The sequence below is a fragment of the Streptomyces djakartensis genome, assembly GCF_014651075.1.
GTDB classification, from domain to species: domain Bacteria; phylum Actinomycetota; class Actinomycetes; order Streptomycetales; family Streptomycetaceae; genus Streptomyces; species Streptomyces djakartensis.
In genome coordinates this window covers 68,283-84,226 of sequence record NZ_BMWE01000017.1, presented here as the reverse complement: position 1 = coordinate 84,226, position 15,944 = coordinate 68,283, and the positions used below count along the sequence as shown (strand labels likewise).

The window sequence follows — 15,944 nt, the reverse complement described above, 5'->3', positions numbered from 1 at the left end:
GAACTACTGCTCAGCGGGCGTCAGCTCTGGCCGCCGGCCAGCTTCTCGCGCAGCGCGGCCAGCGCCTCGTCCGAGGCCAGCGCGCCGGAGTTGTCCGGGCCCTCGGAGGAGTACGAACCGCCACCGGACGCGGCCGGAGCCGCACCGGCGGAGCCGGCACCCTCGGCCTCGGCCTGGGCGTCGGCCTCGCGGGACTTGATGACCTGCGCCTGGTGCTGCTCGAAGCGCTGCTGCGCCTCGGCGTACTGGCGCTCCCACTCCTCGCGCTGCTTCTCGTAGCCCTCGAGCCAGTCGTTGGTCTCGGGGTCGAAGCCCTCGGGGTAGATGTAGTTGCCCTGGTCGTCGTAGGACGCGGCCATGCCGTACAGGGTCGGGTCGAACTCGACCGCCGACGGGTCGGCACCGAAGGACTCGTTGGCCTGCTTCAGCGAGAGGCTGATGCGGCGGCGCTCGAGGTCGATGTCGATGACCTTGACGAAGATCTCGTCGTTGACCTGGACGACCTGCTCCGGGATCTCCACGTGGCGCTCGGCCAGCTCGGAGATGTGGACCAGACCCTCGATGCCCTCGTCCACGCGGACGAACGCACCGAACGGAACCAGCTTCGTGACCTTGCCGGGCACGACCTGGCCGATCTGGTGGGTGCGGGCGAACTGCTGCCACGGGTCTTCCTGGGTCGCCTTCAGCGACAGGGAGACGCGCTCGCGGTCCATGTCCACGTCGAGGACCTCGACGGTGACCTCCTGGCCGACCTCGACGACCTCGGACGGGTGGTCGATGTGCTTCCAGGACAGCTCGGAGACGTGGACCAGACCGTCGACGCCACCCAGGTCCACGAAGGCACCGAAGTTGACGATCGAGGAGACGACGCCGGAACGGACCTGACCCTTCTGGAGGGTGGTGAGGAACGTCTGGCGGACCTCGGACTGGGTCTGCTCCAGCCAGGCACGGCGGGACAGGACCACGTTGTTGCGGTTCTTGTCCAGCTCGATGATCTTCGCCTCGAGCTCCTTGCCCACGTAGGGCTGGAGGTCGCGGACGCGGCGCATCTCGACCAGGGAGGCCGGGAGGAAGCCACGGAGGCCGATGTCGAGGATGAGACCACCCTTGACGACCTCGATGACGGTACCGGTGACGATCCCGTCCTCTTCCTTGATCTTCTCGATGGTGCCCCAGGCACGCTCGTACTGGGCGCGCTTCTTCGAGAGGATCAGGCGGCCTTCCTTGTCCTCCTTCTGGAGGACGAGGGCCTCGATCTCGTCACCGACGGCGACGACCTCGTTCGGGTCGACGTCGTGCTTGATCGAGAGCTCGCGGCTCGGGATCACACCTTCGGTCTTGTAACCGATGTCGAGCAGGACCTCGTCCCGGTCGACCTTCACGATGACGCCGTCGACGATGTCGCCGTCGTTGAAGTACTTGATCGTCTCGTCGATCGCGGCGAGGAAGGCTTCCTCGTTACCGATGTCGTTGACCGCTACCTGCGGGGTGGTGGCGGTGGTCTCGGTGCTGCTCGTCATGTGGGAAAGGGCTCCGGTACGGACATTGAAGTCGTAGGTACTGCTACGCCGGGAGCCCGTTTCGCTCTGCAGAAGCCGGACAGCCTAGGAAGCGCCATCTCAGAAACGGTGGCGCCTCGACAACCGAGGGGACATACATACAGATGCGAGCGCAGCCTGCTACGTCTGAGGTGCGCAGGCCCGCAGCGCAACTTGTAGCATACGGGGGCAGCCGGGCAGGGTCAATGCGCGAAGCCGCCCACGCGGGGTGGAACGTCGCATACCCGGCACAAGTCGTGTCGTTCGAGGCCACGAGGGGCGGGCGGAGCCCCCTTCGCGACCCCTCGGGACCGGCTGGACGGAAGAGTACGACCAGGGAGCCGATCATCCAAGAGCCCGAAGCGTCCGAACCCGAGGCCACCCGGCGTGCCGCCGGGGTCACGGAGAGCTCCCGCGCCAATCGTGGCTGGTGGGACCGCAACGCGGACGAGTACCAGGTCGAGCACGGCACCTTCCTCGGCGACGACCGCTTCGTCTGGGGCCCCGAGGGGCTGGACGAGGTGGAGGCCGAGCTGCTCGGCCCGCCGGAGGAGCTGAAGAGCAAGGACGTCCTGGAGCTCGGGGCCGGCGCCGCCCAGTGCTCGCGCTGGCTGACCGCCCAGGGGGCGCGTCCGGTGGCGCTGGACATCTCGCACCGGCAGCTGCAGCACGCGCTGCGCATCGGCGGCTCGTTCCCGCTGGTGTGCGCCGACGCCGGTGCGCTGCCCTTCGCCGACGGCTCCTTCGACCTGGCCTGCTCGGCGTACGGGGCGCTGCCCTTCGTCGCGGACCCGCGTCAGGTCCTGCGCGAGGTGCGCCGGGTGCTGCGCCCCGGGGGCCGTCTCGTCTTCTCCGTGACGCATCCGATCCGCTGGGCCTTCCCCGACGAGCCGGGGCCGGAGGGGCTGTCGGTGGCGTCGTCGTACTTCGACCGCACGCCCTACGTCGAGCAGGACGAGCAGGGCCGCGCGGTCTACGTGGAGCACCACCGCACGCTCGGCGACCGCGTCCGGGACGTCGTGGCGTCGGGTTTCCGGCTGGTCGACCTGGTGGAGCCGGAGTGGCCGGCCTGGAACACCTCCGAGTGGGGCGGCTGGTCGCCGCTGCGCGGGAACCTGATCCCGGGGACGGCGATCTTCGTGTGCGTACGAGACTGAGTGCGTGATCCGTTACGACGCCCTGGCCGATCTGCCCGTACGCGATGCCCTGCCCGGCCTGACCGAGGCCCTGGACGCCCACGGCACCGCGGTGCTCGTCGCGCCGCCCGGCACCGGCAAGACCACCTTGGTGCCGCTGGCGCTGGCGGGGCTGCTCGGGGACGGGCCCCGGCGGCGGGTGGTGGTGGCCGAGCCGCGGCGGATCGCGGCCCGGGCGGCGGCGCGGCGGATGGCGTGGCTGCTGGGCGAGAAGACCGGCGGATGCGTCGGTTACACGGTGCGCGGGGAGCGGGTCACCGGGCGGGACACGTGCGTGGAGGTCGTGACGACCGGTGTACTGCTCCAGCGGCTGCAGCGCGACCAGGAGCTGTCCGGCGTGGACGTGGTGGTGCTCGACGAGTGCCATGAGCGGCATCTGGACGCGGACACGGCGGCGGCCTTCCTGTGGGACGTCCGGGAGACCCTGCGGCCGGAGCTGCGGCTGGTGGCCGCGTCGGCGACGACGGACGCGCAGGGGTGGGCGCGGCTGCTGGGCGGTGCGCCGGTGGTGGAGGCGCGGGGTGCCTCGCATCCGGTGGAGGTCGTCTGGGCGCCGCCGGTACGCCCGGTACGGCCGCCGCACGGGATGCGGGTCGACCCGGCGCTGCTGTCGCATGTGGCGTCGGTGGTGCGGCGGGCGCTGGCCGAGCGGGACGGGGACGTGCTGTGTTTCCTGCCGGGCGTCGGGGAGATCACCCGGGTGGCCGGGCAGCTCGCGGGGCTCGGTGATGTGGACGTGCTGCGGGTGCACGGGCGGGCGTCGGCCGCCGTGCAGGACGCGGTGCTGATGCCCGGGGAGCGGCGGCGGGTGGTGCTGGCCACGTCCGTCGCTGAGTCGTCACTGACGGTGCCGGGGGTGCGGACCGTCGTGGACTCGGGACTCGCGCGCGAGCCGCGGGTCGACCACGCGCGGGGGCTGAGTGCGCTGACGACGGTGCGGGCGTCACAGGCGGCCGGGCGGCAGCGGGCGGGGCGGGCCGGGCGTGAGGCGCCGGGGGCGGTGTACCGGTGCTGGGCGGAGGCCGAGGACGCGCGTCTGCCGCGTTTTCCCTCGCCGGAGATCAAGGTGGCCGATCTGACGGCGTTCGCGTTGCAGGTGGCGTGCTGGGGGGATCCGGAGGCGTCCGGGCTGGCGCTGCTGGATGCGCCGCCGGTTGGGGCCATGGCGGCGGCGCGGGGTGTTCTGGCGGCCGTGGGGGCGGTTGACGACGTCGGGCGGGCCACGGAGCGGGGGGTTGCTCTGGCCCGGCTGGGGGTGCACCCCCGGTTGGGGCGGGCGTTGGTGGATTCGGTGCCGTTCGTGGGCTCCGATGTGGCGGCGGAGGTCGTCGCCCTTTTGAGCGAGGAGGCGCCCCGGGAGTACGGGGATGATCTGGCCGTAGCCTTGCGGCGTGCTCGGCGTGGGGGTGACGCCTATGCCGCGCGGTGGCGGAGTGAGGTTCGGCGGCTGCGGGCCGTGGGTGCGGAGGTTTCCCGCCCGCCCGCCCGTGACCGCAGCCACTCGGAGGATCGGCAAGCCGGGCTGGTCGCCGCCCTCGCCTTCCCCGAGCGGGTCGCCAGGGCAGACGGCGGGTCGTACCTGATGCTGTCCGGGACGCGCGCCGAGGCCGGTGCGGGCAGTGGACTGAGTGGCGCGGACTGGATCAGTGTCGCGGTGGCCGACCGGCCCGTCGGGAAGGGCCACGCGCGCGTGCAGCTCGGGGCTGTCGTCGACGAGGACGTGGCCCGGCTCGCCGCGGGGGCGCTGCTGGAGGTCCGGGACGAGGTGCGCTGGGACGGCGGGGACGTCGTGGCGCGGCGGGTGGAGCGGCTGGGCGCCGTGGAGCTGTCGGTGCGGTCGCTGACGGACCCGGACCCAGGGCTCGTACGCGACGCGCTGCTGGAGGGGCTGCGGCGGGAGGGGTTCGGGCTGCTGCGGTGGCCGGCGGAGGCCGGTGTGCTGCGGCAGCGGCTCGCGTTCTTGCGGCTGCATCTCGGGGAGCCCTGGCCCGATGTGTCCGACGGCGCGCTGCACGCGCGCGTGGAGGAGTGGCTGGAGCCGGAGCTGAGCCGGGCACGGCGGCGGGCGGATCTGGCCCGGATCGATGCCGGGGAGGCGCTCGCGCGGCTGCTGCCCTGGGCGTCCGGAGAAGCCGGGCGGCTCGACGAGCTCGCCCCGGAGCGGATCACCGTGCCAAGCGGGTCGAGGATCCGGATCGACTACGCGCGGCCCGAACAGCCGGTGCTCGCCGTGAAGTTGCAGGAGATGTTCGGGCTCCAGCAGTCGCCACGGGTCGCCGGTGTGCCGCTGCTCGTGCATCTGCTCTCCCCGGCCGGGCGGCCGGCCGCCGTCACGGCCGATCTCGCCTCCTTCTGGAGGGACGGCTACCAGGGCGTACGGGCGGAGCTGCGCGGGCGGTATCCGAAGCATCCGTGGCCGCAGGATCCGGCCGCAGCCGAGCCGACCCGGCACACCAACGCCCGCCTCAGGCGCTGACCGGCGACGGTTCCCCGGCCGACGCGGGGGCCGGACCGGAGGGGCGGCGGCTTCGGGCCTCGAGATACAGCGCGAGGGCCAGCAGGAGCAGGCCGAGGGTGAGGGAGCCCCAGGGCAGCCAGGACGTCATCAGCAGGATGAGCAGGCGCTGGGACTTCACCAGGTCGACGGTGTGGGTGATGTAGTCCTCCCGCATCTTCACGTGTCCGGCGAACGCGGTCACCTTGGCGCGGTCGCCGAGGAGCGCGCCGCCGCGCAGTTCCTCCCGGTGGAGCTCCTCGCCGTAGACGGGGGCGCCGGTGAGGGGTTCGACCCAGAACCTGCGGACCGTGGTGTACCAGCGGGTGGTGCCGGTCTCGGCGACCGCCTCGGGGGTGAGGCCCTCGACGGGCAGGGTCTTGGGGATCCTCACCTTGGTCCAGGGGATGGTCTGCTCGAAGTAGTACACCTCCAGGCCGCGGAAGTCCCGGGTGCCCTTGTAGTGGATGGGGGCGGTGACACGGGCCTGGGCGTCGAAGTACTCGTAGTTCCGTTTCTCCGTGAGGAAGGGCCACTTGAACTCGATGCCCTCGCGGCGCACCGGATCGCCGTCGACCATCTCGCCGGTGGCGCGGACGGGTTCCTGGGTGTGGGCGTCGAAGATGTAGCGCTCGGGGATCCTGGACACCATCCTGCCGTCGGGGCCGACGACGTAGGACAGGCCGTCCCAGACGACCACGTCCCGGCCGGCCGACTCCTCGATCCGCTCGGAGGCTTCGACGTCGCCCTTGAGGGTCTGCACGATGGTGACCTTGGGGACCTTCTTCGCCCGCATCGTGCCGTAGTCGAGGAGGGTGGCGTTCTCCGCCTCCAGGACCATGTCCTGGTAGTGGTTGGCCGGGACCTTGGCGAGGCGCGGGAAGGCGTACCAGCGCAGCAGCGGGGACAGTGCCGCGAAGAACACGGCGAGGGCGAGCAGGACCAGGCCGGCCTTGCGGCGCATCTCGGCCTCCCTCCCGGGCGGGCGGTCAGGGGTGTGCGGGCACCGTCGTCAGCAGCGGCTTCGGGGACGTGCCGCCCGAGGACGTGCCGAGGGCGGTCAGCGTGAGTACCACGGCGAAGGCGACGGCGAGACCGGTGGCGGCGGCTACGAGGGCGCGCATACGGGGCCTCCCCACGGCTTGAGCTGATGCATCGTCAGCTTTCTGGCACGGTAGCAACGGGCGGCCGGGATGAGAACACGTTGCACACACAACGAACGCCCCTCCCTGGGGAGGGGCGTCGCCGGTGCCGTCCGGGGGCTACGCGCTCGGACTGGCCGACGGGCTGGGCGAGGACGCCTCGGCCGCCGCCACGGTCAGTTCGGCCGTGAGGGTCGCTCCGCCCGCGGTGGTGACGCGCAGCAGGAACGTGCCGGTCGTGTCGTCCGCGTACAGCTTCGGCAGCTTCAGCAGGCCCTTGGCGTCCGTCTTGAGGCCCGCCAGGGTGCGTACGGCCTTGCCGTCGGCGTCCTTGAAGTACGGGCCCTTGTCGTTGGCGGTGGGGTCGTCCGCCGACTTGATCAGCGTGGCGGTGGCCGCGACGCCGTCCGCGACGGCGCCCTGGTAGGTGGCCTTCACCTCGACCTGGCCGGTGAACTCGCCGCCCGGGATGCAGGTGAGCGCGGTGTCAGCGGTGCGGGCGAGCTTGTCGGCGGCCCGTTCGGTGACGGTGGCCGTGTAGTCGAGGCCCGGGAGCACACGGCCCACGACGGTGGCCCGGACGGTGACGTCGCCCGTCTTCTCGCCCGCCTGGAGAGCGGGCGCCACGGCGACGCCGGAGCTGTTGGTGGCGATCGTGGCCACGCTCTCGCCGCCGGTGAAGGTGGTGTCGGTGTCGCCGACGATCGTGAAGCGGATCCTGACCTTGCCGACGGCCTCGCCCGACCTGGTCTCCGCACGGGTGCCGATCCGCCGGTCGAACGTGTCGCCGGCCATCGCGGTGAGCTTCGCGGTGCCGGCGTCCTCCAGGTGGTGCACCCTGTCCGTGGGGGTCTCGGGAGGTGTGGAGGGCGGGGCGCTCGGGGTGCCGCCGGGGTCGGTGGGCGGCTTGGGGGTGGTCGTGCCGCCCCCGCCGGGCTTCTCGGGCCCGGGGCTGGGCGCGGGCTTCGGGCCGCCCGGAGCCGGCCTGTTCGGTGTACTCGGCGTCTTGGGCGTCTTGGGCGTCTTGGGCGTCTTGGGCGTCTTCGGCGTCTTCGGAGTCGAGGGCGTGGGGCTCACCCCGGTCGTGCCGTCGCTGCGGTTGCCGGGCAGCGTGCCGGTGCCGTCGGGGATCTCGTGCGTGCCCTTGCGGTAGTACTCCAGCCACCTCATGACGAGGTTCAGGTACTCCCGCGACTGGTTGTAGCTGAGAATCGCCCGGTCGAGGTCACCCTGGTCGGACAGGTCCCAGTTGTTGCGGCAGAGGTAGTGGCCGGCGGCGAGCGCGGCGTCGTAGACGTTGTTGGGGTCCCTCTTGCCGTCGGCGTTGCCGTCGCGGCCCGCCCATGCCCAGGTGGACGGGATGAACTGCATGGGCCCGACGGCCTGGTCGTAGGCGCTGTTGCCGTCGTACGCGCCGTTGTCGGTGTCCTTGATGAGGGCGAAGCCGTTGCCGTCGAGCTGCGGGCCGAGGATCGGTGAGATGGTGGTGCCGTCGGCGGCGACCCGGCCGCCGCGGGCCTGGCCGGACTCCACCCGGCCGATGGCCGCGAGGAGTTGCCAGGGCAGGTTGCAGCCGGGCTTGCTCTCGCGCAGTGCGGCCTCGGCCTTCTTGTAGGCGTCGAGGACGGTGGCGGGAATGCCCGCCTCGGTGGCACCGGGAGCGACGGGGCCGGTTCCGGTGCTCGGCGACGGGTTGGGGCTGTTGAGCGGCGGCAGGTCCGTGAAGTACGGCGAGTTGCCGGTGGCGCTGCCGTCGGAGGAGCTCGCGTCGGGTGAGGGCATGGCGTCCGCGGCGGTCTGTCTGCCGTGGTCGTTCACGCCCGGAGCCTGGGAGGCGGACAGGGCCGCGACCGCTACCGCGGCCACGGCGGTGGTTGCCGCCCCCTTGCGCAGCCTCCTGCCGAATTGCGCCGCCATAGAGTGAACCCCTCCCGTGGGCGCCCGAGCGCCCGTCTCCGCCTGTCGCGCGCTGTCGTGCTGCTGTGCCGCGTTCGTGCTCTTGTGATGCGTACGCGTTCTGTTGTTGCGTTCGCTCTGTTGTGACGATCGACCGGGCCGGGTGGTTGCCCTCCGGCCGGCAGGATTCCGGCCCCCGGCACGGTGACCCTGGCGACCCTACGACAAGTTCCTTTGCCCGGGCACCCGTTCGTGCCCGTTTTTCACCAGTTACTCATGTGGCGGGCACGGCGGACGGCCGATGACCGGGATCCCGCATACTGGGCCCCTCCGTTCTCCCTGGCAACGACCGTCACGAGGAGCCGAGTTGCCCTTCACACTGAGCCACGCGGCTGCCGTGCTGCCCGCCGTGCGCACCGACGGCACCGGCCGGGGCCCGCTGGTGCCGGCCGTACTCGTGGCGGGCTCCTTCGCGCCCGACATGACCTACTACGCGGCGAGCGTGGTGTCCGGGGCGATGGAGTTCGGTGACGTCACGCACTCGCTGCCGGGCGTGTTCACGGTCGACGTGCTGGTCGCCTGGACGCTGGTGGGACTGTGGCTGCTGGTGCGCGAGCCGCTGGTGGCGCTGCTGCCGCGGGCCCGGCAGGGACGGGTGGCCGCCCTGCTGCGGTGTGGGGCGCCGCGCGCGCGGGTGCGGCCGTCCCTGGTGCTGTGGTGGTACGTGTCCGCGGTACTGGGCGCGCTGACGCACGTCGTGTGGGACGCGTTCACCCACCTCGACCGGTGGGGAATGCGGCTGTTTCCGGTGCTGGGCCGGGAGGTGGCGGGCTCGCCGCTGTACTGGTACCTGCAGTACGGCGGTTCGGCGGTGGCCGCGGTCGTGATCGCCGTGTTCGTGACGCTGGGGCTGCGGCGGACGACTGCGCGCGAGCCGGTGGGGATGCCGGTGGGGATCGCCGTGCTGTCGGCGCGGGACCGGTGGGCGGCCGGTGCGGTGATCGGCGGTTTCGCGCTGCTAGGGGCGGTGCAGCGGGCGGCGCGGTGGTGGGCCTGCTGGGGCTCGGCCGCGAAGCCGTGGGAGATCATTCCCACGGTGTGCTTCGGCGCCGGTGCGGGGCTCGTCCCGGCGCTGCTGCTGTACGCCGTGGGGGTCAGGGCGTGGCGTCCGGTGCGGGTCCCGGACGGTCCTGGGCACGCCGGTGACCCCGAGCCGAGCCGTCCGGTGGTCCGCTGAGGGAATCGGTCGTCCGCACGATGAACACCGTGATGGTGCCCGCGGAGCGCGGCCGTGGCCGCAGGACGAGGACGAGGGTCAGGTAGCCGCGGGCCAGGCCGGCCCAGGGGCCGGAGGGCCTGACGGGGGCGTCCGGCGTGCCGCCGCGTGGGGGCGGAGCGGGCGTGCCCGCGCGGTTCGCGGGGTCGGTGACGGCAGGCAGGGCCAGTGGGCCGGTGACGTCGAGGGGGCCGGTGACGTCGAGGGGGCCGGAGGCGGACGCGGGACCTGTGCCGGTGGCGCCTATGCCGGGGGCGCCTGTGCGGGTGGTGTCGGCCGGCCGCCGTCCGGGGGCCAGGCGCCGGCGGAGGTCCGCCGTGGTGCGGCGCAGGACAGTGGCCGGTGTGACGCGGACACGGAGGGTGCTTGCTGCGGCCGCGAAGACCGGGACCGGCGGGCGTGCCACGCCTGGTGCCGTGCGGCGGAGGAGCGTGCGTATACCCATGCCCCGCATCCTCGCGATCGCCGTGGCCGGGGGCGCCTTCTCGGGGGCCACGCGGGTGATGCCCCACGGGGCGCGCGGACGGGTGCCCCGGCTCCGCGCGGGGACCGCGCGGATGCGCCCCCACAGGGCACGCGAACCGGTGCCCCGGCCCCACAACGGGGACCACACGGATGCACCCCCACGGGACACCCGAACCGGTGCCCCGGCCCCACAACGGGGACCACACGGATGCACCCCCACAGGGCACGCGAACCGGTGCCCCGGCCCCACAACGGGGACCACACGGATGCACCCCCACGGGACACCCGAACCGGTGCCCCGGCCCCACACGGGGACCACACGGATGCACCCCCACAGGGCACGCGAACCGGTGCCCCGGCCCCGCACGGGGGCCAAGGGCACCCCGCCTCCCACTGCTCCGGGACTGCCGGGGCGGCGCGCTCGGGGAAGGAGGTGTTCGCGAAGTCCCGCCGGCTCCGCGACGTCCGGCGCGCACGCTCGCCGCGGGGACCCGCCCCTTCGGGCGGACGGCGCGACTTCCCGGACTCCCGCCGGGGCCTGTTGGTGGCCTCCGCCGCCCTCCGGGCGACGAGGCCACTGTCGCGGCAGGCCTTACGGGTCCTTTCACTGGGAGCGCCCGATCAGGTCGCGTGGTCCGGTGCCGTGCATCGCATGGCGCCGGAGCGCCTTCGATGGGGGCCCCTGCTCGAGCGAAGCCGAGGGCTTGGGGGAGGAGCCACGCAGGCGTTTGGGCAACGCGGCGAGTCGCGGTGCCGGGCCGCGCGACCCGGGCGGGCATGGTGAAGGAACCCCTCAGTGGGCCGCCGACTCCCAGTCCGGCCCCGCGCCCACCGAGACGCCCAGGGGGACGCGGAGCCGGACGGCGTTCGCCATCTCGCGGCGCACGAGTTCCTCGGCGGCCGGGCGCTCCCCCGGGGCGACCTCCAGGACGATCTCGTCGTGGACCTGGAGCAGCATGCGGGAGGTCAGACCCGCCTCCTTCAGCGCGCTGTCCACCTTGAGCATGGCGATCTTGACGATGTCGGCCGCGGTGCCCTGGATGGGAGCGTTCAGGGCCATCCGCTCGGCGGCCTCGCGGCGCTGCCGGTTGTCGCTGTTGAGGTCGGGCAGGTAGCGGCGGCGTCCGAAGAGCGTCGCCGTGTAACCCGTCGCCCGGGCCTCGTCGACCGCCCGGCGCAGATAGTCCCGTACGCCGCCGAACCGCTCGAAGTAGGCGTCCATCAGGGCGCGGGCCTCCGCCGCCTCGATGTTCAGCTGCTGGGAGAGGCCGAAGGCGGACAGTCCGTAGGCCAGGCCGTACGACATGGCCTTGATCTTGCGGCGCATCTCGGCGTCCACCGCGGCCGGCTCGACCGCGAAGACCTGGGAGGCGGCCGTGGTGTGCAGGTCCTCGCCGGAGGTGAAGGCCTCGATCAGGCCCTCGTCCTCGGAGAGGTGCGCCATCACGCGCAGCTCGATCTGGCTGTAGTCGGCCGTCATCAGGGACTCGAAGCCCTCGCCCACGACGAAGCCACGGCGGATCGCCCGGCCCTCGTCGGTGCGGACGGGGATGTTCTGGAGGTTCGGGTCGGTCGAGGACAGGCGGCCGGTGGCGGCGACGGTCTGGTTGAACGTGGTGTGGATCCGGCCGTCCGCGGCGATCGTCTTGATCAGGCCCTCGACGGTGACGCGGAGCTTGGCCTGCTCGCGGTGGCGGAGCATGATCACCGGAAGCTCGTTGTCCGTCTGGCCCGCGAGCCAGGCGAGCGCGTCGGCGTCCGTGGTGTAGCCGGTCTTGGTCCGCTTGGTCTTGGGCAGGGCCAGCTCGCCGAAGAGGACCTCCTGGAGCTGCTTGGGCGAGCCCAGGTTGAACTCGTGCCCGGCCGCGGCGTGGGCCTCCTTCACCGCCTGCTGGACGGCGCCGGCGAACATCTGCTCCATGGCCTCCAGGTGGGCCCGGTCGGCCGCGATGCCGTGCCGCTCCATGCGGGCGAGCAGCGCGGACGTGGGAAGCTCCATGTCGCGCAGCAGGTCGGCGGCGCCCACCTCCTCCAGGCGGCTCTCGAAGGCCTCACCCAGGTCGAGGACGGCGCGGGCCTGGATCATCAGGGCCTCGGCCTCGGCGGCGTCGTCCGCGCCGAAGGCGAGCTGGCCGTCGGCCGCGGCGGCGGGGGCCAGCTCGCGGTGCAGGTACTCCAGGGAGAGCGCGTCCAGGTCGAAGGAGCGGCGGCCCGGCTTGACCAGGTAGGCGGCGAGGGCGGTGTCCATGGTCACGCCCTCGACGCTCCAGCCGTGCTCGGCGAAGACGCGCATGGCGCCCTTGGCGTTGTGCAGGATCTTGGGCCGGCCGGCGTCGGCGAGCCAGGCCGCGAACGCCTTCTCGTCGGCCTCGTCCAGCTGGGAGGGGTCGAACCAGGCGGCCGGTCCGCCGGGGGCGGCGAGGGCGACCTCGGCGACGGAGCCCGTGCCCAGTGCCCAGGCGTCGACGGTGGCGACACCCAGGGGCTGGGTGCCGTGCTCGGTGAGCCAGGCGGTCAGCTCGCCGGTGCCGAGCACCGTGCCGTCCAGCCGCACGCCATCCGTGCTGATCGGGGTGGTCTCGGCCTCCTCGGCGCCGGGGTCGACGGCGAAGAGCCGCTCGCGCAGGGAGGGGTTGCGGATCTCCAGGGTGTCGAGGACCGTCGCGACGGCCTTGCGGTCGTAGGCGGCCCGCTCCAGGTCGGCGACGCCCTTGGGCAGCTCCACCCGGCGCTCCAGCTCGGTGAGCCGGCGGTTGAGCTTGACCGCTTCCAGGTGGTCGCGGAGGTTCTGGCCGGCCTTGCCCTTGACCTCTTCCACCCGCTCGACGAGTTCCGCGAAGGAGCCGAACTGGTTGATCCACTTCGCGGCCGTCTTCTCCCCGACGCCGGGGATGCCGGGCAGGTTGTCGGAGGGGTCACCCCGCAGGGCCGCGAAGTCGGGGTACTGGGCGGGCGTCAGCCCGTACTTCTCGAACACCTTCTCCGGGGTGAAGCGGGTCAGCTCGGAGACGCCCTTGGTCGGGTAAAGCACCGTGGTGTGCTCGCTGACCAGCTGGAAGGAGTCCCGGTCACCGGTGACGATCAGCACTTCGAAGCCCTCGGCCTCGGCCTGGGTGGCGAGGGTGGCGATGACGTCGTCCGCCTCGAAGCCGTCGACCGCGAAGCGGGCCGCGCCCATCGCGTCGAGGAGCTCGCAGATCAGCTCGACCTGCCCCTTGAACTCGTCGGGGGTCTTGGAGCGGTTCGCCTTGTACTCGGTGAACTCCTGCGACCGCCAGGTCTTGCGGGAGACGTCGAAGGCGACCGCGAAGTGCGTGGGCGCCTCGTCGCGCAGCGTGTTGGCCAGCATCGACGCGAAGCCGTAGATCGCGTTCGTCGGCTGGCCCGTCGCGGTGGTGAAGTTCTCCGCCGGCAGCGCGAAGAACGCGCGGTAGGCCAGCGAGTGCCCGTCCATGAGCATCAGTCGCGGACGGCTGCCGCCGGAGGTCTTGTCGGTCGTCTTCGATGCTGTCTCTGCCACGTACCCGATCCTGCCACGCCCCACTGACACTCCACCCCACCCCCGATGTCACCGGCCCGTGCGAGGATCGGACACTGACCTCACTGCGCAGTCGAAGAGGAGCGTGCGATGGCGTCGAAGCCGCCCAAGAGTGATCCGGTTCAGGATGCGCCGCAGGTCACCGGGAAGCAGCACGCGGCAGCGGGGATCCCCGCGATCGGGCACACGCTGCGTGTCGCGAGGCAGCAGATGGGTGTGAAGCGCACCGCGCTGACGTTGCTGAGCGTGAACCAGAAGGACGGCTTCGACTGCCCGGGCTGCGCCTGGCCGGAGCCGGAGCACCGGCACCGGGCCGAGTTCTGCGAGAACGGCGCGAAGGCCGTCGCCGAGGAAGCCACCCTGCGCCGGGTCACGCCCGAGTTCTTCGCCGCGCACCCGGTCGCCGACCTGGCCGGCCGCAGCGGCTACTGGCTGGGACAGCAGGGGCGCCTCACCCACCCCATGTACCTTCCGGACGGGGGCACGCACTACGAGCCGGTCACCTGGGAGCGCGCCTTCGACATCGTCGCCGAGGAGATCGCCGCCCTCGGCTCCCCGGACGAGGCCGTCTTCTACACCTCCGGCCGCACCAGCAACGAGGCCGCGTTCCTCTACCAGCTCTTCGCCCGCGAGCTGGGTACGAACAACCTGCCCGACTGCTCGAACATGTGCCACGAGTCGTCCGGCTCCGCCCTGTCGGAGACGATCGGCATCGGCAAGGGCAGCGTCCTGCTGGAGGACCTGTACAAGGCCGATCTGATCATCGTCGCCGGCCAGAACCCGGGCACGAACCACCCGCGCATGCTCTCCGCCCTGGAGAAGGCCAAGGCGGGCGGCGCGAGCATCATCAGCGTCAACCCGCTGCCCGAGGCGGGCCTGGAGCGATTCAAGAACCCGCAGACCCCGCAGGGCATGCTCAGGGGCGCCGCCCTCACCGACCTGTTCCTGCAGATCCGCATCGGCGGCGACCAGGCCCTCTTCCGTCTCCTCAACAAGCTGATCCTGGAGACGGAGGGCGCGGTCGACGAGGCGTTCGTACGGGAGCACACCCACGGCTACGAGGAGTTCGCCGAGGCCGCCCGCGCCGCCGACTGGGACGAGACGCTCGAGGCGACCGGCCTCAACCGGGAGGACATCGAGAAGGCCCTCGGCATGGTCCTCGCCTCCCGGCGCACCATCGTCTGCTGGGCGATGGGCCTCACCCAGCACAAGCACTCCGTGCCCACGATCAGGGAAGTGGTCAACTTCCTGCTGCTGCGCGGCAACATCGGCCGCCCGGGCGCGGGCGTGTGCCCGGTGCGCGGCCACTCCAACGTGCAGGGCGACCGCACGATGGGCATCTTCGAACGCCCCGCACCGGCGTTCCTGGACGCGCTGGAGCGGGAGTTCGGCTTCGCCCCGCCGCGCGAGCACGGTTACGACGTCGTACGGGCCATCCGCGCCCTGCGGGACGGCGAGGCCAAGGTCTTCTTCGCCATGGGCGGCAACTTCGTATCGGCGTCCCCCGACACGGAGGTCACCGAGGCGGCCATGCGCCGGGCCCGGCTGACCGTGCACGTGTCGACGAAGCTGAACCGCTCGCACGCGGTCACGGGCGCGCGTGCCCTGATCCTCCCCACCCTCGGCCGGACCGAGCGCGATCTGCAGGGCGGCGGCGAGCAGTTCGTCACGGTCGAGGACTCGATGGGCATGGTGCACGCCTCGCGGGGCCGACTGGAGCCCGCGAGCCGGCAGTTGCTGTCCGAGCCGGCCATCGTCTGCCGCCTGGCCCGCCGCGTGCTGGGCGAGGACAGCGCCACGCCCTGGGAGGAGTTCGAGAAGGACTACGCGACGATCCGGGACCGGATCGCCCGCGTGATCCCCGGCTTCGAGGACTTCAACGCACGGGTGGCCCGCCCCGGCGGCTTCGCACTCCCCCACGCCCCGCGCGACGAACGCCGCTTCCCCACGGCCACCGGCAAGGCCAACTTCACCGCCGCGCCCGTGGAGTACCCCGAGCTGCCCGAGGGCCGCCTGCTGCTGCAGACGCTGCGCTCGCACGACCAGTACAACACCACGATCTACGGCCTCGACGACCGTTACCGGGGCATCCGGGGCGGCCGCCGGGTGGTGCTGGTCAACCCCGAGGACGCGCGGGCCCTGGACCTGGCGGACGGCGGTTACGTCGACCTGGTCGGCGAGTGGAAGGACGGCGTGGAGCGCAGGGCGCCCGGCTTCCGGGTCGTGCACTACCCGACGGCCCGGGGCTGCGCCGCCGCGTACTACCCGGAGACCAACGTGCTGGTGCCGCTGGACGCCACCGCGGACACCAGTAACACCCCGGCCAGCAAGTCCGTCGTGGTGCGTCTGGAACAATCGGCCACCGACTGAGCGTTCGCTCAGCAGCGAGGCAGCCGATC

The 15,944-nt window shown here is 72.3% G+C and carries 10 protein-coding genes; 4 read left to right on the top strand and 6 right to left on the bottom strand.

All coding sequences use genetic code 11. The features are described from left to right. Nucleotides 1–20: 20 nt before the first annotated feature. Nucleotides 21–1,520, bottom strand: a complete 1,500-nt coding sequence (rpsA, locus tag IE212_RS26240) for a 30S ribosomal protein S1 (RefSeq protein WP_030246602.1) — start codon at nt 1,518–1,520, stop codon at nt 21–23. 224 nt (nt 1,521–1,744) lie between these two features. Here rpsA and IE212_RS26235 point away from each other — a divergent pair, with 224 nt between their 5' ends. Together IE212_RS26235 and hrpB are read left to right on the top strand one after the other, a co-directional pair. Continuing rightward, nucleotides 1,745–2,695, top strand: a complete 951-nt coding sequence (locus tag IE212_RS26235; RefSeq protein WP_373301431.1) for a class I SAM-dependent methyltransferase — start codon at nt 1,745–1,747, stop codon at nt 2,693–2,695. Between the two features lie 4 nt (nt 2,696–2,699). Further along, complete coding sequence (hrpB, locus tag IE212_RS26230) at nt 2,700–5,210, top strand: ATP-dependent helicase HrpB (RefSeq protein ID WP_190200424.1); 2,511 nt, start codon at nt 2,700–2,702, stop codon at nt 5,208–5,210. On the opposite strand, the gene pgfA is transcribed toward hrpB, so the two are convergent. The 3 genes from pgfA to IE212_RS26215 all read right to left on the bottom strand — a co-directional run bounded on the left by pgfA (nt 5,200) and on the right by IE212_RS26215 (nt 8,287). Then, nucleotides 5,200–6,192: a cell envelope lipid trafficking protein PgfA gene (gene pgfA / locus IE212_RS26225; RefSeq protein WP_190200423.1), complete on the bottom strand. Its 993-nt coding sequence runs from the start codon at nt 6,190–6,192 to the stop codon at nt 5,200–5,202. The genes hrpB and pgfA overlap by 11 nt on opposite strands. A 25-nt stretch (nt 6,193–6,217) precedes the next feature. Further along, nucleotides 6,218–6,352: an SPW_0924 family protein gene (locus IE212_RS26220; protein ID WP_190200422.1), complete on the bottom strand. Its 135-nt coding sequence runs from the start codon at nt 6,350–6,352 to the stop codon at nt 6,218–6,220. A gap of 138 nt (nt 6,353–6,490) precedes the next feature. Further along, nucleotides 6,491–8,287, bottom strand: a complete 1,797-nt coding sequence (locus tag IE212_RS26215) for a lytic transglycosylase domain-containing protein (protein ID WP_190200421.1) — start codon at nt 8,285–8,287, stop codon at nt 6,491–6,493. Between the two features lie 346 nt (nt 8,288–8,633). On the opposite strand from IE212_RS26215, the gene IE212_RS26210 reads away from it, so the two are divergent. Continuing rightward, nucleotides 8,634–9,503, top strand: coding sequence for a DUF4184 family protein (locus IE212_RS26210; protein WP_190200420.1), 870 nt, complete (start codon nt 8,634–8,636; stop codon nt 9,501–9,503). Here the strand turns inward: IE212_RS26210 and IE212_RS26205 are convergent. After that, complete coding sequence (locus IE212_RS26205; RefSeq protein ID WP_190200419.1) at nt 9,421–9,987, bottom strand: hypothetical protein; 567 nt, start codon at nt 9,985–9,987, stop codon at nt 9,421–9,423. The genes IE212_RS26210 and IE212_RS26205 overlap by 83 nt on opposite strands. Before the next feature lie 813 nt (nt 9,988–10,800). Beyond that, nucleotides 10,801–13,527 carry a DNA polymerase I gene (polA, locus tag IE212_RS26200; RefSeq protein ID WP_190200418.1) on the bottom strand — a complete coding sequence of 909 codons (2,727 nt, stop codon included), beginning with the start codon at nt 13,525–13,527 and terminating at the stop codon, nt 10,801–10,803. Between the two features lie 108 nt (nt 13,528–13,635). Here polA and IE212_RS26195 point away from each other — a divergent pair, with 108 nt between their 5' ends. Next, nucleotides 13,636–15,915, top strand: coding sequence for an FdhF/YdeP family oxidoreductase (locus IE212_RS26195; RefSeq protein ID WP_190200417.1), 2,280 nt, complete (start codon nt 13,636–13,638; stop codon nt 15,913–15,915). The last annotated feature ends 29 nt before the right edge of the window (nt 15,916–15,944 follow it).

Bases quoted from the DNA above. Each gene is read 5' to 3' on its own strand.
- rpsA (WP_030246602.1), bottom strand. From the start codon at position 1,520: ATGACGAGCAGCACCGAGACCACCGCCACCACCCCGCAGGTAGCGGTC.
- IE212_RS26235 (WP_373301431.1), top strand. From the start codon at position 1,745: ATGCGCGAAGCCGCCCACGCGGGGTGGAACGTCGCATACCCGGCACAA.
- pgfA (WP_190200423.1), bottom strand. From the start codon at position 6,192: ATGCGCCGCAAGGCCGGCCTGGTCCTGCTCGCCCTCGCCGTGTTCTTC.
- IE212_RS26220 (WP_190200422.1), bottom strand. From the start codon at position 6,352: ATGCGCGCCCTCGTAGCCGCCGCCACCGGTCTCGCCGTCGCCTTCGCC.
- IE212_RS26215 (WP_190200421.1), bottom strand. From the start codon at position 8,287: ATGGCGGCGCAATTCGGCAGGAGGCTGCGCAAGGGGGCGGCAACCACC.
- IE212_RS26205 (WP_190200419.1), bottom strand. From the start codon at position 9,987: ATGGGTATACGCACGCTCCTCCGCCGCACGGCACCAGGCGTGGCACGC.
- IE212_RS26195 (WP_190200417.1), top strand. From the start codon at position 13,636: ATGGCGTCGAAGCCGCCCAAGAGTGATCCGGTTCAGGATGCGCCGCAG.